The organism is Sphingomonas sp., assembly GCF_024508665.1.
Lineage (GTDB): Bacteria > Pseudomonadota > Alphaproteobacteria > Sphingomonadales > Sphingomonadaceae > Sphingomonas.
Genome location: NZ_JANINP010000006.1, coordinates 1,074,622 through 1,092,600 on the forward strand (window position 1 = coordinate 1,074,622; position 17,979 = coordinate 1,092,600).

Consider the following 17,979-nt stretch of genomic DNA (forward strand, 5'->3'; position numbering starts at 1 on the left):
GGGAGTATCATCATGCAACAGGACAGCACACTCGCAAACCGCCCGCCGACCGTATCGGCATCCCAATGGACTGCGGCGTGGGAGCGCATGCTGGTCAAGGAGAAGACCTTCACCCGCGCTCGCGACGCGCTCGCCGCCGAGCGCCGGCGGATGCCGTGGATGCTGGTCGACAAGGATTATCGCTTCGACGGACCCAATGGCGCGATGAGCCTGCTCGATCTGTTCGAAGGGCGGCGCCAATTGATCGTCTATCGCGCCTTTTTTGAGCCCGGCGTGTTCGGCTGGCCCGACCATGGCTGCCGCGGCTGCTCGTTCGGCGCCGATCAGGTCGCGCATCTTGCCCATCTCAATGCGCGCGACACGACGCTCGCTTACGCCTCTCGCGCGCCGCAGGCCGATATCGCGCGGCTGAAAGCGCGGATGGGATGGGACATGCCCTGGTACACGATCACCGACAGTTTCGACGCGGATTTCGGCGTGGACGAATGGCACGGCCACAACGTCTTTATTCGCGAGGACGGGCAGATCTTCCGCACCTATTACATCAACAATCGCGGCGACGAGGCGATGGGCACGACCTGGTCCTATCTCGACGTCACGCCGCTCGGCCGCCAGGAAAGCTGGGAGGATTCGCCCGAGGGCTATCCGCAGACGCCACCCTATAAATGGTGGAACTGGCACGACAATTACGAGGCCGAGCAAAACGCGCCGGATCCCAAATGGGTTGAAGTGTCCGATGCCGGCGAGGCGGCGTTCCGCAAGGAGGGCCAGGCGTGATCGCCGCGGGCACGGTCGGCGGCGCGGGGTTGGCCAAATGGCTCGGTCTGGCGGCATCGCCGACCTTCGCGGCGATGGCGTTGCTGACGAGCCTCGGCGGCGGTCCGATCGCGCTATGCTCGGCGACGGCCGGTTTCCCGCTGAGCGGCATGGTGCCGATGTACCTGCTGATGAGCGTCTTCCACGCGACGCCCTGGCTGAAGCTGGTCGCGGGGCGATCGGAGGCGCGCTGAGCGCTTGTGATAAGCTTCTGTCGTCATGCCGGCCCTGTGCCGGCATCCACAGTGCCGCAAACCCCAAGCTGTGGGATGTGCTGCGCGGTGGATGCCGGCACAAGGCCGGCATGACGGGCGAGGCTAGGTGTATGCGATTCGAACAAGATCGGGCTTGCTCGGCAAGATGTTATGTGATCTCATATCTGATATGCAGCGTCTGCTACTTTTCGCGATGATGTTGACGGGAGTCGGCTGCTCTCAGTCCCAGCCCCCGCAACCCTCGCTTGCGAGTATAAAGCGCGTCGTTGCCGTGGCTCAGCAGTTCGCGATCAAGCGCGGCATGGCGAGCGATTGCCACGCGCCGGGCCCGCACGAACATTACAACTATAAGAGCGTCGCCGACGCCTGGATTGTCGACATAGTGCCGCCGCCGGGGCGAGGGCAGCTAGTGCGACTCACCGTCAGCAAGGACAATTTCAAAGTCATCCGGGCTCAGAAGATCGCTTAACCACCCAACCCGGCGGCAGGATCGGCACGGTCGCGCAGGCGGGGCTGCCGTCGCGTGCGGTGCCGGCGATATGCGCGGTCAGGCGCCCGCCCGGCGCCATTGCCTCGATCGATTGCCAGTCGATCGCTCCCAGCGGAACCTTGGCACGGCGCTGCCATGGCGAACCGATCTGACCCGCGCTTGCGCCGATAGTGATATAGACGAACCGCGCAGCCGGCGGCCCCTGGACGAACGGTCCGAGCAGGCGCGGCCCGCCGGCGTCATTGCTGCCGTGCAGCGTCACCTCGAAATCGAACACGTGCGCGTCGGTCGAAACATGAACCGGCCCAACCAATGTCGCCTTGGCGCTGGCGCCGCGCCGCAGCGCGAGTGCGACGCCGGGCACAGGCCGCTCGACCACGATGCGTAGCGGCAGCGCCGATCGTTCAGCCGTCATGGCGCCAGCTTTCCATCACGTCCGCCGCTTCGTCGAGGTCGCGCCGCCGCGCCGCTTCGATCGCGGTCTCGCCCTTTTTGTTGCGGATCCGGGGATCGGCGCCATGGCGCAGCAGGATGCGCGCGACGTCGACGGCTTTGTCCTCGTCATCGGGCAGATGGAAAAGCGGCGTGGGGGTATCGTCCTGCGCCCGCGCGCGGTTGGCTAGCTCGGGCTCGGCGGCGAGCACGGTATCGAGCCGCTCGGCCAGACCGAGATGGACCAGCGGCCAAAGATCGCGGCTCAATGGCGCGAGCAGCTCGGCCATTCGCGGCCGCCCGAGTACCACCGCCCAACTGAGCGGTGTTCCGTTCCACTTGCGCTCTCGGCGATCGATCTCTGCGCCCGCGGCGATCAACAGGTTTGCCGCTTCCAACGATCCGGACTGCCCGGCACGGTGCAACGGCGTGATGCCTTCATGGTCGCTGCCCCCGACTTCGGCGCCCAGCGACAGCAACAGCGCGATGGCCGGCGCATTGCCGAACTCGGCAGCCGCCAGCAACAGCGCCGGATTGGCCACCAGCCGCGGGTCGGCCGCGAGCAGCGCCCGCGCGCTCGCTTCGTCGCCGCGCAGGCACGCCGCCCGAAACGCCTGCGCTCCGCTCAGCGCGACCGGGGCGGCGCCATGACGTTCGAGCAAGGCGGCCATATCGACGAACCCGGACAGTTGCGCCAGCGCATGGACCGGCTGTCCGGTATAAGCGTGCGGGGTATCGGGGTTGGCGCCGCGCTCCAGCAGCCATGCGGCGCGCGCCAGATGGTTCTGGCCGACGGCATTGCCGAGCAGATAGTCGAGCGGGTTGAGCGGCTGTCTGCCGCCGATGCGATAGCTGACGGCGTCGCGCCAGCGGTCGGTCACGCCCTGCGCCTCGCAATGCCGCCACAACAGATCGTACCAATAGACGTCGGACCCGACGATCGAGATGTTGTAGAGCGCCTGCGTGTCGAACGGCGACGCACCCGCGGCGACCAGCAGGTCGACCAATTCCTCCGCTTGGGGATGGCTCGATTTGGCGCCTTCGCCCAAGCCGATCGCGCCGGTCACGAGCGTGAAGGAATTGTCCCAGCCATCGTTGAACGAGAAATTCGGGTCGGCGCCCGCCGCCAGCAACAACCGCGCGATCGCCACGCCGTTGACGGCATCGAGCCGGCCATAGGCGACATAAGCGAGGGCGGTCCAATCCTTGGGTCCACCCGATGCGGCCGCGACACCGGGATCGCGGGCCAACCGCCGCTCCACCTCTTCGACATCGCCGCACGTGGCGGCGGTGAATACGCTATCGCGAGCGATGACCGGGTGGCGATCGACGATCCGCCGCGCGACCGCGGGATCGCCATCCCAGCCGTGCCGTAAAACCTGGCCGAGCCGGTCGGCATAGCTTTGCCGATCGAGCGCGAGATTGGCGATCGCCGTCTTGAGCGCGACCCAATTCTCGCAGCCATATTCGACCGCCAGTGCCTGGTGTACGTCGCGCAACGCGGGATCGGCGGAGCGTGTCGCACCGGACTCGCGAAGGCGCGCGATCGCGGCGGCATCGCCCGCGCGAATAGCTTTCAGCCAGCGCTTGGCGTCCTTGCGTAGGGTATCGAGATTGGTCTTGGGCGTGAGCGTACGACGCATCGGAAACCTTCCTTCCAAATGCCAGACGTCCGCTTACGAAAGGCCGGAAGAAGGGTTCGTAAGTATCGTTCTCAGCTGGATGGGAGAAGCTCCCTTGCCGCGGACAGGAGGCGCTCCAGATGCGCTCTGGCCGGGAGTATTGTGGACGCGACCGGGGCTGTCAACGGAGGCGCGTTACGTAATAGGATTCGTCGTCGAAAATCGCAGCATAGCTCGGGGCTGGGAATGACGACCTGCCGTTGCGCGGGCTCAACGCGAGGATATTGTCCAGAGATGGCTGAAGAACGCATTATCGAAGAAATTCGATCGGCGAATGATGTCGCTTATCGAGCCCTCATACTGTTCTGCATTACCGGGCTGGCGGCGGGCGCCGATCGTTCGGAAATTACCGCGTGGCTTTCCGAACACGATTTGTGGGGGAAGCTCGCGCCGTCCGAGATCGGCTTCATCGACACGCCGAGCCCGACCCATCAACAATTGGTCAACGCAAGTTGGCTGTCTGAACGCTTGGTTATGATCGTTTGGACGCTCGGGCAATTAGACCAGCTCCCGGCGCCTGATGAGCAATGCGACCTATCGGTCTTTCAGGACGTGCTGCCCCCATTCGCCGACGTCACCGTGCCGGAATTCGTCGCAACGGCGCGGCTACGATCGCCCGCAGAATTAATTGCGATGGCAGATGAAACGATGGGCCTTCACTGGGCGGCAAGGGATGCGCAAATCAACGAGCGTCCGCGCGAACAGAACGTCGACCTGGAGATCATCCAGGAGCGCCACCACGCGATAAACTGGGTGATCGGTTACGGCGCGCTGGATTGGGATGAGGTCACCACGGACACCTAGGTTCAGGCGGGTGTCGCGTCGTCTGCTCTAAATCAGCCCCTGACCCCGCAAGCTGACAAATCCCTTCGTCCCGACGATGATATGATCGTGCACCGCGATCCCCATCTTCTTTCCCGCCTCGACCACCGCGCGCGTCAGGTCGATATCGGCACGGCTCGGCGACGGATCGCCCGAAGGGTGGTTGTGGACCAGGATGATCGACGCGGACTTCAGGTCGATCGCGCGGCGGATGACTTCGCGGACATAGACCGGCGCTTCGTCGATCGAGCCTTCGTTCATCAGTTCGTCGCGGATCAGCATGTTACGCGTGTTCAGGTGCAGAACGCGGACGCGTTCGTTGCCGTGATGCGCCATGTCGGCGCGGAGGTAATCGAGCACCGCTTGCCAGTTGGACAGTAATGGCTTCTCCGCCACTTCCGCCTTGAGCAGACGCAGCGCGGTCGCCTGGGCGATCTTGAGCGCGGCGACCGACGTTTCGCCCATGCCTTTGACCCGCGCGAGCTCCTCGGGCGCGGCGGTCAGCAGGCCGGCGATCCCGCCGAATTCGCGCAGTAGGGCATAGGCCAGTGGCTTGGTATCGCGCCGCGGGATGGCGAGCGCGAGCAGATATTCGATCAATTCATGGTCGAGCAGCCCGTCGGCATCGGCGAGCAGCCGCTGCCGCAATCGGGCGCGATGACCAAGATGATCCGGTTCCGGAACGTCCCCCATTCTTTACGGGTTAATCGGCGATCCGGAGCAGCGCAATTGCCCTGGAGCCGCCGCGGCGTGTAGCGTCGCCAGTAATGACGATAACAGGGTGTCGATGACCGAGAGCGAGCCAGATATTGCCCGCCCGTCGCGCGGGGGTCGCATCCGGTTCAGGCTCGGCGTCGCGCTCGCGCTGTTGCTGGTCGTGCTCGCCGGGCTGTGGCTGGTGCGCAAGCCCGTCGCCGAACATTTCATCGACGATGCCTTGTCGCGGGCCAAGGTCCCGGCACGCTACACGATCGAGGACCTTGCGCTCGGCCATCAGCGCCTGACCAATATCGTCATCGGCGATCCCGCGCATCCCGATCTGGTCGCCGATTGGGTGGAGGTACAGACTTCGGTCGATTTTGGCGGCGCGCACGTGACCGGGATCCGCGCCGGGCACGTCCGTGCGCGCGCCCGCCTGGTCGATGGTGCGCTGTCGTTTGGCACGCTCGATCGGTTGCTCCCCAAGGGGAAGGGCGGGGCGTTTCGCCTGCCCGCGATCGCGCTCGACTTGCAGGACGGCCGGCTGCGGCTGGAGGCGCCGCAGGGTGTCGTTGGCCTGAAGGCCTCGGGCAGCGGTCGGCTCGACGGCGGATTCCGGGGCCAGGTCGCGGCGATCAGCGAGCGGCTCGCGAGCGGCTCGTGCGCGGTGGACAAGGCAGTCGCCGCGTTGCGCATCGACATCTGGTCCGATGCGATCCACCTGCGCGGCCAGGTCCGCGCAGGCGAGGCGAGCTGTAGCGGCAATGGAGTGACCCGTTTCCGCTCCGATATCGTCGCCGCGGTCGCGCCGGGCCTCGACCGCTGGAACGGCCATGCCGAGATCGCGGCCGACCGGGCGGTCGGTCCGTCGCTAGCCGCCGAGACGGTGACCGGATCGCTCGGCTTCGCCGGCACCGCGGGGGATATCCAGGGCAAGGTACGGCTCACCGCCGACCGGCTGGGCGGCGGCGGCATTGCCGGGCGAAGCGCGATGATCGAGGGGGCCTATCGCTACGCCGACGCCAAGGCCGCCTTCACCGGCAAGGCTCAAGTCGGAAGGGCGGCCCTGCCCGCCGCTATGCGCGCGCGCCTCGCTGGGTTGAGGTCGGCTGGCGCGGGGACGCCTGTCGCGCCGCTCACCGCGCGTCTGGCCGAGGCGCTGGACAACGCGGCGAAGGACTTCGCGCTGACCGCCGAACTGTCGGCGGCGACCGATGGCGGGCGCGGGGCGGTCAAGCTCTCCCGCCTGCTGGCTGTCGCCGATAGCGGCGCCAGCGTCACTTTGACCAGTCGCGATGCCGCGCAGCTCGTCTGGCCGAACGGTGGCGTCATCCTGCGCGGCGATCTGGTCGCGGGCGGCGGCGGCTTGCCCGACCTCGTCGCGCATCTCGATCAGCAACGCGCCGGCGCCCCGATTACCGGCACGGCGACGATGGAACCGTACGAGGGCGGCGGCGCCCGCCTGGCGCTCGCGCCGGTCCGGTTCAGTGCCGGGCTCGACGGCCGGACGCGGATCGACAGCGAAGCGACCCTGTCCGGTCCGCTTCCGGGCGGCGCGGTGGACGCGCTGCATATGCCCCTGCTCGCGCAATGGGACGGACGCGGCAACCTCGCGGTCAATCCGACCTGCGCGCCGGTAGCGGTTGCCCGGCTGCGGCTCTCGGGCCTGGATGCACGGGGTTTTCGCACCCAGCTTTGCCCCGTCGACGGCGCGATGCTGCGGATCGCGGGCGGGCGGATCGGCGGCGGCGCGGTGGCACGCGACCTCCGGTTGAACGGCGCCTTGGGCGGCAACCCACTCGCCGTCGCCGCGGCCCAGGCGACCTTGCGGCTCGGCGATCGTCGCTTCCTGCTCGACAGACTGGCAGTGCGGCTCGGTACGCCCGATCGCCTCACCCGGCTCGACGTCGTGAAGCTGGATGGCAGCTTCGGCCAATCGATCGGCGGCACATTCGACGATGCTGGCGGCCAGATCGGCGCGGTGCCGCTGATCCTGTCGCAGGCGGTGGGAACGTGGCGGATGGACAATGGCCGGCTGCTGGTCGGCGGGACGTTGGCGGTGGCCGATGCCGCGCACGATCCGCGCTTCAAACAGCTCGCGGGCCGCGACGTGACGCTGACGCTCGCCGACAATCGCATCGCCGCGACCGGCAAGCTGACCACGACCAACGGCGCCGTCAAGGTCGCCGATGTCGTGATCGCGCACGATCTGTCGAACGGCACCGGCTCGGCCGATCTCGACGTTACCGGGCTGACCTTCACCAAGGCCTTCCAGCCCGACGCGCTGACTCCGCTGACCGAAGGCGTGATCGCCGATGTCGCGGGGACGGTGACCGGCCAGGGCCATATCGCCTGGACCCGCCAGGCGGTGACCAGCAATGGGGTGTTCCGCACGCACAACACTTATCTTGCCGCTGCGTTCGGCCCGGTCACCGGCCTGTCGGGCGAAATCCGCTTCACCGATCTGCTGGGGATGGTTTCCGCGCCCGATCAGGTCGCGACGGTCAAGACCATCGACACCGGCATCGCGGTCAGCGACGGGGTGGTCCATTATCAGCTGCTAGGGCCCCAGCGCATTCAGGTCACCGACGCGCGCTGGCCGTTCGCCGGCGGGCGCCTCGATCTTGCGCCGACTTTGCTCGACTTCGCCGATCCTGGCGGCCGGCACCTGACGTTCCGCCTGACCGGCGTCGATGCCGCGCAGTTTCTGCAGCAATTCAACTTCAAGAATTTGAACGCGACGGGCGTGTTCGACGGGACCTTACCGATGATCTTCGACGTCAATGGCGGCCGGATCGAGCATGGCGAACTACGCGTGCGCCCCGGCGGCGGTACGCTGGCTTATGTCGGTCAGGTCACCAAGGAGGATGTCGGCACCTGGGGCAATCTGGCGTTCCAGGCGCTGAAGTCGCTGCGCTATCGCAACCTGGATCTGACGCTCAACGGGCCGCTGGCGGGCGAAGTCATCACCGAAGCGCATTTCGCCGGAGTCAGCCAGGGGGAGGGCACCAAGTCCAACTTCCTGATCCGGCGATTGCAGCGCCTGCCCTTCGTATTCAACGTCAAGATACGCGCGCCTTTCCGCTCGCTGCTCGATTCGGCGCAGAGCTTTTACGACCCCACGCTGCTGATAAAGCGCAACTTGCCCGCGCTGATCCGTCAGCAGAACGAGGCCAATCAACCCGTTCAGCCTCCCGCAAGCGAGACCAAGCCATGATACGAATTGGATTGACGATGAAGCGATTGGACCCGACCAGACGGCCGATGCGACGGATGTTCTTGATCGGCGCGGCGTGCGCCAACGGATTGTTGGGTGGGTGCGTCAACGTGACGGCACCCGACAAACCGATCGAGATCAACCTGAACATCAACATCACCCAGCAAGTGGTGTACAAGCTGGACGGCCAGGCCAAGGCGCTGATCGACCAGAATCCGGGGATATTCTGACGATGACACGGACCATGACTGCTTCTGCCCTGTTGCTGGGCACCCTGATCGCGATCGCTTTGCCGGCGACGGCGCAGGAGCGCGACCCCGCTTATGCCGCGGCACGCGCGGCGGGGCAGATCGGCGAGATGCCCGATGGCTATCTCGGCGTGGTCGGCGCGCCGACCAAGGATCTCGTCGCATTGGTCAACAAGATCAACATCCAGCGCAAGGCGGTCTATACCCAGAAGAGCGCGGCGAGCGGCTCGACGGTCGAAGAAATGGCCTTCACCACCGGCTGCAACCTGATCCTCAAGACTGTACCGGGCGAGAAATATCGCGATCCCGCGGGCAATTGGCAGACCCGCACGTCCGCGGCGCCGGTGCGCGATCCGCGCTGCATCTGACCTTGTCCTTTCGGACGGTTGACTCGGTCCAGCCGCTTTCCTAAACGCGCGCTCAGCAAACGGGGGCTGTGGCCTTTCCGCTGCCCCGATCGTCGCCCGCTTGCCAGAGCGTGGCGGCGTTTCTTTATCAGGATGTTTCAGCGCCTTGGCCGACGATCGCCAGAATACTGACCTTGACAGCCGGATCGCCGCAGCGCGCGCCGCTGAAGAGGCGCGTTCGAGCGTCGGGCCGCAACCGTCCAAGGGGTACGGCCAGGGATCGCGCGTGCTGATGGAGCTGATCGGCGCCCCGCTCGGCGGTGGTATCGTCGGTTGGGCGCTCGATCACTGGCTCGGCACCAGCCCCTGGCTGCTGCTGGTCTTCCTGGCGCTCGCGATCATTGTCGCGTTCCGCAACATCTACCGCATTTCGAAGGAGCGTGCCGAATAATGGCCGGCGACATCAACCCGATGGAACAGTTCGAGGTCGGTCACCTGATCGATCTCAAGCTTTTCGGCTACGACGTCTCGTTCACCAACTCGGCGCTGTTCATGGTCGTCGTGTTCGTGCTGCTCGCCGTCTTCATGGCGGGCGGGTTGAAGCGTCAGCTCATTCCCGGCCGCTGGCAGGTGGCGGCGGAAGGCGCGGTGTCGTTCATCGATTCGATGGTCAACGTGAACATCGGCAAGGGCGGCAAGAAGTTCGCGCCCTACATGTTCTCGCTGTTCTTCTTCATCCTGTTCGCCAATCTGGTCGGCGTATTGCCGCTGGCGATCATCCCGCACCTCCACACCTTCGCCGTCACCAGCCACATCACGGTGACCGCGGTGCTCGCGTTCTTCTCGTTCGGGATCGTACTGGCGGTCGGCTTCTGGAAGCACGGTCTGAAATTCTTCTCGCTGTTCGTGCCGCATGGCGCGCCGTTGGTGCTGCTGCCGGTGATCGTTCCGGTCGAGCTGATCTCGTTCCTGGTGCGCCCCTTCTCGCTGGGTCTGCGACTGTTCGTCGCGATGACCGCGGGGCACATCCTGCTCGAAGTGTTCGGCAGCTTCGCGGTCCAGGGGCTCAATGCCGGCCTCAGCGGCAGCCCGATCGGCTTCGTCGTGTGGATCGGCAGCTTCCTGATGATCCTCGGCGTTTCGGCGCTCGAGCTGCTGGTCTGCGCGATCCAGGCCTATGTGTTCGCGCTGCTCACCTCGCTTTACCTCCATGACGCGGTGCACCTGCACTAAGTCCCGTTTCAATGCTGTAGATTATTCTGGGAGTTTAAAATGACTGATCATGGTTTGATGTACATCGGTGCCGGCCTCGCGGCGATCGGCGTCGGCGCGGCTGCGCTCGGCGTGGGCAACGTGTTCGGCTCGTTCCTCGAAGGCGCGCTGCGTAACCCGTCGGCCGCCGACGGCCAGCAGGGCCGCCTGTTCATCGGCTTCGCGGCCGCCGAGCTTCTGGGTCTGATCGCGTTCGTCGTCGCGATCCTGATCCTGTTCGTCGTCAAGTAAGCAGCAGAACGAGCGCTTCCGATGCCTCAGATATCCCAAGCAGCCTCCATCTACGCGTCGCAGCTGTTCTGGCTCGCGATCGTGTTTGCGGCGGTCTATTTCGGGATCGGCCGGGCGATGGTGCCGAAGATCGAGCGGACGATCGACGATCGTAACGCTCGCATCTCGGCCGACATCGCCGCGGCGGAGGAAGCGCGCAATGCCGCACGCGCGGCCGAGGAAGGCTATACCGCCAGCCTCGACAGCGCGCGCAGCCAGGCGCTGAAGCTGGTCGGCGAGGCCAAGGCCAAGGCCACCGCATCGACCGAACAGGCGATCAAGGCCGGCAATGCAGACCAGGAAAAGGCGCTGGCCGACGCCACCGCACGCATCAATACCGCCAAGGCGACTGCCCTTGCCGGGATCGAGGATGCGACGGTGGACGCGGTCGAGGCGATCGTTGCCAAGCTGTCGGGCATCACGCCCGATCGCGCGACGGTGACGGCACGAGTGAAGGCGGAACTGGCCAATGGCTAATCTCCAGACGACCACGCTGGCCAAGGAAACCGGCACCACCGAACTGCATCACGAAGCTTCGGCGCTGGGCTTGACCCCGCCGGCCTGGGTGGCGCTGGCGATGTTGTGCGTGATCGGCATCATGATCTGGCAGAAGGTGCCGGCGCTGATCGGTCGCATCCTCGACGGCAAGATCGCGACGATCCGCCAGCAACTCGACGAAGCCGCCGCGCTGCGCGCCGAGGCCGAAGCGCTGCTCGCCGAAGCCAAGAAGCGCGATGCGTCGTCGGCATCGGATGCCGCGTCGATCGTCGCTCATGCCGAACAGGAAGCTGCCGCCCTTGTCGCCAAGGCGCAGGCCGACGCGGCCGAACTGGTCGCGCGGCGCGGCAAGATGGCCGAGGACAAGATCGGCGCCGCCGAGCGCGCCGCCGTCGCGGAGGTCCGTGGCAAGGCGGCCGATGCCGCGACCCGCGCCGCCGCGTCGATCATCGCGGATACGCACGGCGCCGCAGCCGACGCAAAGCTGGTCGACAAGACCATCGCCGGACTGTCGCGGCTCAACTGATTAGCACGGGGCCTGCAGCGACGGGCTTCCTTCTGCCTCCCCGCCCCATCGTCATCCCGGCCTTATGCCGGGATCCGCGGTGCCGCGGGTCATGGGCAAGAGGTTCCAGCTCTTCGCTGAGCCGCCCGGCGGATCCCGGCACAAGGCCGGGATGACGGAGTAGGAGGCTCGGTTATCTTGCCGCTCTGGGCGGCCGCCTGGCTTTGCGGCATTCCCACTGCCCTGGCCCATTGCCGCCTACGGCCGCACCCCTTAGGGGACATCGCCATGATCCTCCCCGAAGACTGCCAGACCATGGTCGACGTCCGCGCCGGCGTCGATGCCGTGGACCGTCAGATCGTCGACCTGCTCGCGATCCGCTTCCGCTTCATGACCGCCGCCGCCCGGATCAAGCAGGACCGCGGCAGCGTTCGCGACGAGGCTCGCAAGGCGCAAGTCATCGCCAATGCGAAAGCCGCTGCCGAAGCGGCCGGCGTGCCGCCGGAGCTGGTCGGCGACCTTTGGGAACGGCTGGTCGAAGGGTCGATCGCCTACGAATTCGATCGCTGGGATCAGCATCGCGCCTGATGGCACGGCGGCTGCCACAATTCCGACGTCAAACGCGGTCACACAGGCGGTTCTCGTTTAGGGGAGAAGAATAATATGATGTCGCTGATCGCAATCGCCCTTTTCGCCGCCCAGGCCGCACCTGCGCCCGCTCCGGCTCCTGCCACCGCCGTCAGTGCCGGGCCCGCCACCGGCGCCGCGCCTGCAGTCACCGCCAAGTTCACTCTCGACACCCCGATCGAGACGATCGAAGCCGATGCCAAGGGCAAGGAAGTGCTGACCGCCGACCTCGGCGGCGACGTCTCGCAGCATCCGATGTACGACAGCTTCAAGTCGATGAGCCTGAACCAGGTCGCGCCGATGTCCGGCGGCAAGATCACCGACGACGTGCTCAAGAAGGTCGCCACCGACCTCGCCGCGATCAAGTAACACGGGGTAGCTTCACGCCCGGCGATTCCCTAGATTCGCCGGGCATGTCCGACCCCAATTCGCCGACCCGATTCAACGAAGAGAAAGCCACCTACACCGTCCGCGGCGGTGGCGAGGCGCCCGATCTTGCCGCGGGCGTGGCGGCGATCCGCAATGTGCTGAAGACGCTGCCGGCGCGCCCGGGCGTCTATCGCATGCAGGATGCGCGCGGCGACGTCCTCTATGTCGGTAAGGCGCGCGCGCTAAAGAACCGCGTGACCAATTACACCCAGGTCGATCGCCTGCCCAAGCGCCTCCAGCGGATGGTCGCGCAGACGCGGTCGATGACGATCGTCACGACCAATAACGAGGCAGAGGCGCTGCTGCTCGAAGCGCAGCTGATCAAGCGCTTCCGCCCCGCGTACAACGTGCTGCTGCGCGACGACAAAAGCTTTCCCTTCATCCTGCTGCGCGCCGATCACGACTTCCCGCGCATCCAGAAGCATCGTGGCGCGCGCCGCGCCAAGGGCAATTACTACGGTCCCTTCGCCAGCGCCGGTTCGGTCAACAACACGCTCAACGCGCTGCAGAAACTGTTCCTGCTTCGGTCCTGCACCGACGGCTTCTTCAAGACCCGCGACCGGCCGTGCCTGCTCTATCAGATCAAGCGCTGCTCGGCGCCCTGCGTCGGTCGGATCAGTCAGGCCGATTATGCCGAACTGGTCGGCGACGCGAAGGATTTCCTCGCGGGCAAGTCGACCAAGGTACAGACCAAGCTGGGCGCGCAGATGACCGAGGCGGCCGAGGCGATGGACTTCGAGCTCGCCGCGGTGCTGCGCGACCGGTTGAAGGCGCTGACTTTCATCCAGGGCACACAGGCGATCAACGCCGAGGGGGTGGGGGACGCGGATGTCTTCGCGCTGGCCTGTCGCGACGGCGTGATGGGCATCCAGGCCTTCTTCATCCGCGGCGGGCAGAATTGGGGGCATCGCAGCTTCTTCCCCGCGCATACCAACGACGTGCCCGAGGATGAGGTGCTGACCAGCTTCCTCACTCAATTCTACGAGGAAGTGCCGCCGGCGCGGAACGTGCTGCTCGACCGCGAGCTGCCCGAAGGCGCGCTGCTGAGCGAGGCGCTGGCCGAGCGCGCGGGCTACAAGGTTGCGTTGTCGGTGCCGCAGCGCGGCGACCGCCGCCGGCTGATGGAACAGGCCAAGCGCAATGCGGTCGAGGCGCTCGACCGGCGGCTGGCGGAATCGACTACCCAGGCGAAATTGCTGCGCGAAGTCGCCGACCTGTTCGAATTGCCCGAGCCGCCAAACCGCATCGAGATCTACGACAACAGTCATATCCAGGGCACCAACGCGCTCGGCGCGATGGTCGTCGCCGGGCCGGAGGGCTTCCGCAAAGGCCAGTATCGCAAGTTCAACATCAAGCAGGCGGCGACCGACGACGATTTCGCGATGATGCGCGAAGTGTTCGGCCGTCGTTTCGCCCGCGCCCAGGCGGAGGATCCCGATCGCGATGCCGGCGACTGGCCCGACCTCGTGCTGATCGATGGCGGGCGCGGCCAGCTCAACGCGGCCAAGGGCGTGCTCGAGGATATGGGCATAGAGGATGTCTGCCTGGTCGGCGTCGCCAAGGGGCCGCATCACGGCCGCGAAGGCCGGGAGGTCTTTCACTTGATGGACGGCCGCGAGCTGACCTTGCCGGTCAATTCCCCGGTGCTGTTCTACCTTCAACGGCTGCGCGACGAGGTCCACCGTTTCGCGATCGGCGCGCACCGCCAGAAACGCGCCAAGGCGATCGGCGCGTCACCGCTCGACGAAGTTCCCGGCATCGGCCCGGCGCGCAAGAAGGCGCTGCTGATGCATTTCGGCACGGCGCGGTCGGTGAGAGGGGCAAGCCTCGACGACCTCAAAAAGGCGCCCGGCGTTTCGGCCGCGGTCGCGCAGCAGGTCTACGACTTCTACCATTCGCGGTAGCCCAGCAGACTCCCCTCCCTGCAAGGGAGGGGCCGGGGGTGGATTGGCGAGCGTAGCGAGCCACGATACGCTCGCCACGTGCGCCGTCGTATCGATCCGGACCTGACCGCCAGAGCGCGCGAATTGCGCAACAATCCCACGCCGACGGAACTCGCGATCTGGCATCGCATATCGCGACATCGACCAGCGTTTACGCGGCAACTCGTTGTTGCACCTTTCATCGTCGATCTGGCGTGCCGCAGCGCCCGGTTAGCGGTCGAGTGCGACGGGAGCCAGCACGTCGATCGTGCGCCTTATGATGAGAGGCGGTCGGCATATCTCGTCCAACGCGGTTGGCGCTTGATCCGTCTGTGGAACTCCGATGTCCTCGCCAATTCCGACGGTGCTGCCGAGTACCTTCTGTTGCAAGCCGCCGAGTGCCTCGGCGGCACCCACCCCCTACCCCTCCCTTCCAGGGAGGGGAGAAAAAGAGTGCCGCGTACGCCCAGCGCCCCTTCAGTCGACTGACGCAGCCAGCGAATAGTCCATCGCCTTCAGGTCCTCGATCAGCCCAGGCCCGGTCGGAGCCCATCCGAGCAACTCGCGTGTCTTCGCGCTGGACGCTGGGAGATCGAGCCCCGCGAACATCGCCAGCCAGCCGAAATGCGCCGGTGCTTCTTCGGGCGTCAGCGAAACTACCGGCAGGTTTAGGCCCGCGCCGACCACCTCGGCGATATCGCGGACCGCGATGCCCTCTTCGGCCACGGCGTGATAGCGCGCGCCGGGCGCCGACCGCTCGACCGCCAGGACATACAATTTCGCGACGTCGAGCACATGCGCCGCGGGCCAGCGGTTGAGGCCCTCGCCGATATAGGCGACCGCACCCTTCGCCTTCGAAAGTTCGATGAAGGGTGAGACCAGACCCTGTTTGACGGTATCGTGGACCTGCGGCAGGCGCATCGAGACCAGGTTCACGCCAGCGTCGAGCAATATTTGCCCTGCCAGTTCCGACGCGGCGCGCGGGTTGGGATGGTTCCTGTTCAGCACATCCTCTCTCGCGGGGCCGCCCGATTCGGGATTGCCGATGCCGGTGCCGGACGTGATCAGCAGCGGCCGGTCGGATCCCTTGAGCACTTCGCCCATCGCCTCGATGGCGCGGCGGTCCTTTTCGCAATTCGCAACGAAGTTGGAGAAATCGTGGTCGAACGCGGTGTGGATTACCGCATCCGCCTGATCCGCGCCGGCACGGAGCGTCTCGGGATGTTCCAGGTCGCCGCGATGGACCTGCGCGCCGGCAGCTTCGAGGGCGCGCGCGCCGGCATCGGATCGCGTCAGGCCGAGAACCTCGTGCCCCGCCGCGAGCAGTTCGGGAACGATACGGGAGCCGATGAAGCCGGTGGCGCCGGTGAGGAAGACACGCATGAACAGCCTTTCGATATTGTTCGAGCCGTCATGTCGGGCTATTCTTCATCCTGTAAAAGTAGTGATGTTATCATGGTATAATTACCAACAGGATCGCCCCGGATCAGATGCCAGCCGAACCCGCCAATCCGCTTGGGACTTTCTTGCGCGACCGCCGTACCCGGCTCGATCCGGCGGCATTCGGCTTCGGTGGAGGGCGCCGCCGCACGCCCGGTTTGCGCCGCGAGGAAGTCGCGCAACGCGCCAATATCAGCCCGACCTGGTACACCTGGCTCGAACAGGGCAGGGGAGGGGCGCCGTCCGCCGACGTGCTCAACCGCATTGCCGCCGGATTGATGCTGACCGAGCCGGAGCGCGAGCATCTCTTCATCCTGGGCCTCGGCCGCCCACCCGAGGCGCGCTATCGCGGCGCCGAGGGTGTGACGCCGCGGCTGCAGCGCGTGCTCGACGCTTTGTCGCCCAGCCCTGCTCTGGTCAAAACCGCGATCTGGGACGTGGTGGCCTGGAACGAGGCAGCGGCGGCATTGCTGACCGACTATGCACGGCTTCCCCCGGATCGACGCAATATCCTGCGCATGATGTTCTCCGATGCGCGCGTGCAGGCGGCGCAGGAGGACTGGCTGAGCGTCGCGCGCTTCGTGGTCGCGTCGTTCCGCGCTGAGGCGATGCGGGCCGGCGCGGGTGCAGAGATCGCGCAACTCGTCGATGAGCTTTCGCACACGAGCCCGCATTTTGCGGCGCTCTGGCGCGCCAATGACGTGGTCGGCCATGCCGAGGGCGTGAAGCGCCTGCGGCACCCCGAGATCGGGCCGATCGAGCTGGAATTCTCGATCTTCGCGGTCGACGGACGCCCCGATCTGGGAATGATCGTCTACAACCCCATCAGCACCGAAGGCGCGGATCGCATCCGGTCGCTCATGGCCGCGCGCTCGGAGCGGCGCCTCGCGGAACGTCACAACCCGGCATAGACCCGATCGCGAAACTCCTTCACGCGCTTGTTCAGGTCGATGATGCCGGTGACTGGCGCGCCCGACGCCTCGACCAGGCGTTCGGCCAGGCACCCCGCTTCCGACCTCAGCGCCTCTCCCTTCGGCGTCGTCTCGATCAGCACTTCGCGTTCGTTCTTGGGGTTGCGCGTCCGCGTCACCAGCCCAGCCGCCTCCAGCCGCTTGAGCAACGGGGTCAGCGTGCTCGATTCGAGCGCGAGCTTCTCGGCCAGTCCGCCCACATTCTGTCGCCCGTCATGCCATAACAGGTTGAGCACCAGGAATTGCGGGTAGGTAATGCCCATCCGGTCGAGCAGCGGCTTGTAGGCGCGCTGCACCGCCATGCTCGCGGAATAGAGTGCGTAGCAGAGCTGGTCGTCGAGTTTCAGCACATCCATCGGTCAGGTCCGTCGGCAAAAAATCTTTCTCACACATATATCGCGATAAGTTTTGCCTTGACAAGAACCGCGGGAGCTCTATTTCGCAGATCGCGACAACAGTTATCGCGATAAATATAGGAGCAGCACTCATGGACATTCTCTACCGCACCAGCGCTACGGTAACCGGCGGCCGCACCGGCCATGGCCGCAGCGAGGACGGCCTGCTCGACGTCGAGCTGCAGACCGCCAAGGAACTCGGCGGCGGCGGGGGCGGCACCAATCCCGAGCAATTGTTCGGCGTCGGTTACGCCGCCTGCTTCCTCGGCGCGATCCGCTTCGTCGCCGGCCAGCGCAAGATCCGTATCGCCGACGACGCGACGGTCACCGCCAGCGTCGGCATCGGCAAGCGCGACGACGGCCGCGGCTTCGGGCTCGACGTGGCGCTCGCGGTCGATCTGCCCGGTGTCGATGGCGCAACCGCGCGCGAGCTGGTCGACGCCGCGCATATCGTCTGCCCCTATTCGGAAGCGACCCGGGGCAATCTCGACGTCCGGCTTTCGGTTGTAGAGCACGCTTGATCTTCTTAGCCCCTCCCCTTCAGGGGAGGGGTTGGGGTGGGGCCTATCCACGGGCGATTAGCATGCGGCACTGCCCCACCCCCATCCCCTCCCCTGAAGGGGAGGGGCTTAAGACAGATCCGGCACGGGTTCGGAAAATCTTCACCGTCTGCCGCTATTCC

The 17,979-nt window shown here is 65.9% G+C and carries 23 protein-coding genes; 18 read left to right on the plus strand and 5 right to left on the minus strand.

Features of this window, described 5'->3' with window-relative positions; genetic code table 11:
- The first annotated feature begins 12 nt into the window (after positions 1–12).
- The 3 genes from Q0L25_RS13965 to Q0L25_RS13975 all read left to right on the plus strand — a co-directional run bounded on the left by Q0L25_RS13965 (position 13) and on the right by Q0L25_RS13975 (position 1,500).
- Complete coding sequence (locus Q0L25_RS13965) at positions 13–777, plus strand: DUF899 domain-containing protein (RefSeq protein WP_296615217.1); 765 nt, start codon at positions 13–15, stop codon at positions 775–777.
- Positions 774–1,010: a hypothetical protein gene (locus tag Q0L25_RS13970; RefSeq protein WP_296615220.1), complete on the plus strand. Its 237-nt coding sequence runs from the start codon at positions 774–776 to the stop codon at positions 1,008–1,010. Before Q0L25_RS13965 ends, Q0L25_RS13970 begins: the two co-directional genes overlap by 4 nt.
- 292 nt (positions 1,011–1,302) lie before the next feature.
- Complete coding sequence (locus Q0L25_RS13975; protein ID WP_296615221.1) at positions 1,303–1,500, plus strand: hypothetical protein; 198 nt, start codon at positions 1,303–1,305, stop codon at positions 1,498–1,500.
- On the opposite strand, the gene Q0L25_RS13980 is transcribed toward Q0L25_RS13975, so the two are convergent.
- Together Q0L25_RS13980 and Q0L25_RS13985 are read right to left on the minus strand one after the other, a co-directional pair.
- The gene (locus Q0L25_RS13980; RefSeq protein WP_296615223.1) at positions 1,475–1,936 is read right to left on the minus strand and encodes a DUF5990 family protein; all 462 of its coding nucleotides are present in this window, start codon (positions 1,934–1,936) and stop codon (positions 1,475–1,477) included. The genes Q0L25_RS13975 and Q0L25_RS13980 overlap by 26 nt on opposite strands.
- Positions 1,926–3,596, minus strand: a complete 1,671-nt coding sequence (locus Q0L25_RS13985; RefSeq protein WP_296615225.1) for an ankyrin repeat domain-containing protein — start codon at positions 3,594–3,596, stop codon at positions 1,926–1,928. The genes Q0L25_RS13980 and Q0L25_RS13985 overlap by 11 nt, the downstream gene beginning before the upstream one ends.
- A gap of 273 nt (positions 3,597–3,869) precedes the next feature.
- On the opposite strand from Q0L25_RS13985, the gene Q0L25_RS13990 reads away from it, so the two are divergent.
- Positions 3,870–4,439 (plus strand): DUF4272 domain-containing protein, encoded by a 570-nt coding sequence (locus Q0L25_RS13990; RefSeq protein ID WP_296615227.1) that lies wholly within the window; start codon positions 3,870–3,872, stop codon positions 4,437–4,439.
- A 27-nt stretch (positions 4,440–4,466) separates the two neighbouring features.
- Here the strand turns inward: Q0L25_RS13990 and radC are convergent, their stop codons facing one another.
- Positions 4,467–5,150 carry a DNA repair protein RadC gene (gene radC, locus Q0L25_RS13995; RefSeq protein ID WP_066827535.1) on the minus strand — a complete coding sequence of 228 codons (684 nt, stop codon included), beginning with the start codon at positions 5,148–5,150 and terminating at the stop codon, positions 4,467–4,469.
- 94 nt (positions 5,151–5,244) lie between these two features.
- Between radC and Q0L25_RS14000 the strand changes: the two genes are divergently transcribed.
- From Q0L25_RS14000 to Q0L25_RS14055, 12 genes are all read left to right on the plus strand, one after another.
- Positions 5,245–8,373, plus strand: a complete 3,129-nt coding sequence (locus Q0L25_RS14000; RefSeq protein ID WP_296615229.1) for a YdbH domain-containing protein — start codon at positions 5,245–5,247, stop codon at positions 8,371–8,373.
- A 47-nt stretch (positions 8,374–8,420) separates the two neighbouring features.
- Positions 8,421–8,603 carry a YnbE family lipoprotein gene (locus Q0L25_RS14005; RefSeq protein ID WP_157081995.1) on the plus strand — a complete coding sequence of 61 codons (183 nt, stop codon included), beginning with the start codon at positions 8,421–8,423 and terminating at the stop codon, positions 8,601–8,603.
- A 14-nt stretch (positions 8,604–8,617) separates the two neighbouring features.
- The gene (locus Q0L25_RS14010) at positions 8,618–8,989 is read left to right on the plus strand and encodes a YdbL family protein (RefSeq protein ID WP_296615234.1); all 372 of its coding nucleotides are present in this window, start codon (positions 8,618–8,620) and stop codon (positions 8,987–8,989) included.
- Positions 8,990–9,134: 145 nt separating this feature from the next.
- A complete protein-coding gene (locus Q0L25_RS14015; protein ID WP_066586618.1) occupies positions 9,135–9,419 on the plus strand; it encodes an AtpZ/AtpI family protein in 285 nt (94 codons plus the stop codon).
- The gene (locus Q0L25_RS14020; RefSeq protein ID WP_084250996.1) at positions 9,416–10,201 is read left to right on the plus strand and encodes a F0F1 ATP synthase subunit A; all 786 of its coding nucleotides are present in this window, start codon (positions 9,416–9,418) and stop codon (positions 10,199–10,201) included. The genes Q0L25_RS14015 and Q0L25_RS14020 overlap by 4 nt, the downstream gene beginning before the upstream one ends.
- Positions 10,202–10,258: 57 nt before the next feature.
- Complete coding sequence (locus Q0L25_RS14025; RefSeq protein ID WP_066586696.1) at positions 10,259–10,471, plus strand: F0F1 ATP synthase subunit C; 213 nt, start codon at positions 10,259–10,261, stop codon at positions 10,469–10,471.
- A gap of 21 nt (positions 10,472–10,492) precedes the next feature.
- Positions 10,493–10,987, plus strand: coding sequence for an ATPase (locus Q0L25_RS14030; RefSeq protein ID WP_296615239.1), 495 nt, complete (start codon positions 10,493–10,495; stop codon positions 10,985–10,987).
- Positions 10,980–11,534 carry a hypothetical protein gene (locus Q0L25_RS14035; RefSeq protein ID WP_296615241.1) on the plus strand — a complete coding sequence of 185 codons (555 nt, stop codon included), beginning with the start codon at positions 10,980–10,982 and terminating at the stop codon, positions 11,532–11,534. Before Q0L25_RS14030 ends, Q0L25_RS14035 begins: the two co-directional genes overlap by 8 nt.
- A 267-nt stretch (positions 11,535–11,801) precedes the next feature.
- Positions 11,802–12,101: a chorismate mutase gene (locus tag Q0L25_RS14040; RefSeq protein ID WP_296615243.1), complete on the plus strand. Its 300-nt coding sequence runs from the start codon at positions 11,802–11,804 to the stop codon at positions 12,099–12,101.
- A 75-nt stretch (positions 12,102–12,176) separates the two neighbouring features.
- Entirely contained in the window at positions 12,177–12,509 is a 333-nt protein-coding gene (locus Q0L25_RS14045) for a hypothetical protein (RefSeq protein ID WP_296615244.1), read from the plus strand.
- 44 nt (positions 12,510–12,553) lie between these two features.
- Positions 12,554–14,473 carry an excinuclease ABC subunit UvrC gene (gene uvrC / locus Q0L25_RS14050; protein WP_296615246.1) on the plus strand — a complete coding sequence of 640 codons (1,920 nt, stop codon included), beginning with the start codon at positions 12,554–12,556 and terminating at the stop codon, positions 14,471–14,473.
- Positions 14,474–14,551: 78 nt separating this feature from the next.
- The gene (locus Q0L25_RS14055) at positions 14,552–14,980 is read left to right on the plus strand and encodes an endonuclease domain-containing protein (RefSeq protein ID WP_367184139.1); all 429 of its coding nucleotides are present in this window, start codon (positions 14,552–14,554) and stop codon (positions 14,978–14,980) included.
- Here Q0L25_RS14055 and Q0L25_RS14060 read toward each other — a convergent pair.
- Positions 14,969–15,874 (minus strand): SDR family oxidoreductase, encoded by a 906-nt coding sequence (locus Q0L25_RS14060; RefSeq protein ID WP_296615247.1) that lies wholly within the window; start codon positions 15,872–15,874, stop codon positions 14,969–14,971. The two genes, Q0L25_RS14055 and Q0L25_RS14060, sit on opposite strands and share 12 nt — an antisense overlap.
- A gap of 107 nt (positions 15,875–15,981) precedes the next feature.
- Between Q0L25_RS14060 and Q0L25_RS14065 the strand changes: the two genes are divergently transcribed.
- Positions 15,982–16,842 (plus strand): helix-turn-helix transcriptional regulator, encoded by an 861-nt coding sequence (locus Q0L25_RS14065; protein ID WP_296615250.1) that lies wholly within the window; start codon positions 15,982–15,984, stop codon positions 16,840–16,842.
- Here the strand turns inward: Q0L25_RS14065 and Q0L25_RS14070 are convergent.
- Complete coding sequence (locus Q0L25_RS14070; RefSeq protein ID WP_296615252.1) at positions 16,827–17,258, minus strand: MarR family winged helix-turn-helix transcriptional regulator; 432 nt, start codon at positions 17,256–17,258, stop codon at positions 16,827–16,829. The two genes, Q0L25_RS14065 and Q0L25_RS14070, sit on opposite strands and share 16 nt — an antisense overlap.
- A 131-nt stretch (positions 17,259–17,389) precedes the next feature.
- On the opposite strand from Q0L25_RS14070, the gene Q0L25_RS14075 reads away from it, so the two are divergent.
- Positions 17,390–17,818, plus strand: coding sequence for an organic hydroperoxide resistance protein (locus Q0L25_RS14075; protein ID WP_296615254.1), 429 nt, complete (start codon positions 17,390–17,392; stop codon positions 17,816–17,818).
- Positions 17,819–17,979: the final 161 nt, after the last annotated feature.

What these genes read in the sequence shown, in the direction of transcription:
- Q0L25_RS13965 (WP_296615217.1), top strand. Translation starts at nt 13, where the DNA reads ATGCAACAGGACAGCACACTCGCAAACCGCCCGCCGACCGTATCGGCA.
- Q0L25_RS13980 (WP_296615223.1), bottom strand. Translation starts at nt 1,936, where the DNA reads ATGACGGCTGAACGATCGGCGCTGCCGCTACGCATCGTGGTCGAGCGG.
- Q0L25_RS13985 (WP_296615225.1), bottom strand. Translation starts at nt 3,596, where the DNA reads ATGCGTCGTACGCTCACGCCCAAGACCAATCTCGATACCCTACGCAAG.
- Q0L25_RS13990 (WP_296615227.1), top strand. Translation starts at nt 3,870, where the DNA reads ATGGCTGAAGAACGCATTATCGAAGAAATTCGATCGGCGAATGATGTC.
- radC (WP_066827535.1), bottom strand. Translation starts at nt 5,150, where the DNA reads ATGGGGGACGTTCCGGAACCGGATCATCTTGGTCATCGCGCCCGATTG.
- Q0L25_RS14000 (WP_296615229.1), top strand. Translation starts at nt 5,245, where the DNA reads ATGACCGAGAGCGAGCCAGATATTGCCCGCCCGTCGCGCGGGGGTCGC.
- Q0L25_RS14005 (WP_157081995.1), top strand. Translation starts at nt 8,421, where the DNA reads ATGCGACGGATGTTCTTGATCGGCGCGGCGTGCGCCAACGGATTGTTG.
- Q0L25_RS14010 (WP_296615234.1), top strand. Translation starts at nt 8,618, where the DNA reads ATGACTGCTTCTGCCCTGTTGCTGGGCACCCTGATCGCGATCGCTTTG.
- Q0L25_RS14025 (WP_066586696.1), top strand. Translation starts at nt 10,259, where the DNA reads ATGTACATCGGTGCCGGCCTCGCGGCGATCGGCGTCGGCGCGGCTGCG.
- Q0L25_RS14030 (WP_296615239.1), top strand. Translation starts at nt 10,493, where the DNA reads ATGCCTCAGATATCCCAAGCAGCCTCCATCTACGCGTCGCAGCTGTTC.
- Q0L25_RS14035 (WP_296615241.1), top strand. Translation starts at nt 10,980, where the DNA reads ATGGCTAATCTCCAGACGACCACGCTGGCCAAGGAAACCGGCACCACC.
- Q0L25_RS14040 (WP_296615243.1), top strand. Translation starts at nt 11,802, where the DNA reads ATGATCCTCCCCGAAGACTGCCAGACCATGGTCGACGTCCGCGCCGGC.
- Q0L25_RS14045 (WP_296615244.1), top strand. Translation starts at nt 12,177, where the DNA reads ATGATGTCGCTGATCGCAATCGCCCTTTTCGCCGCCCAGGCCGCACCT.
- uvrC (WP_296615246.1), top strand. Translation starts at nt 12,554, where the DNA reads ATGTCCGACCCCAATTCGCCGACCCGATTCAACGAAGAGAAAGCCACC.
- Q0L25_RS14060 (WP_296615247.1), bottom strand. Translation starts at nt 15,874, where the DNA reads ATGCGTGTCTTCCTCACCGGCGCCACCGGCTTCATCGGCTCCCGTATC.
- Q0L25_RS14065 (WP_296615250.1), top strand. Translation starts at nt 15,982, where the DNA reads ATGCCAGCCGAACCCGCCAATCCGCTTGGGACTTTCTTGCGCGACCGC.
- Q0L25_RS14070 (WP_296615252.1), bottom strand. Translation starts at nt 17,258, where the DNA reads ATGGATGTGCTGAAACTCGACGACCAGCTCTGCTACGCACTCTATTCC.
- Q0L25_RS14075 (WP_296615254.1), top strand. Translation starts at nt 17,390, where the DNA reads ATGGACATTCTCTACCGCACCAGCGCTACGGTAACCGGCGGCCGCACC.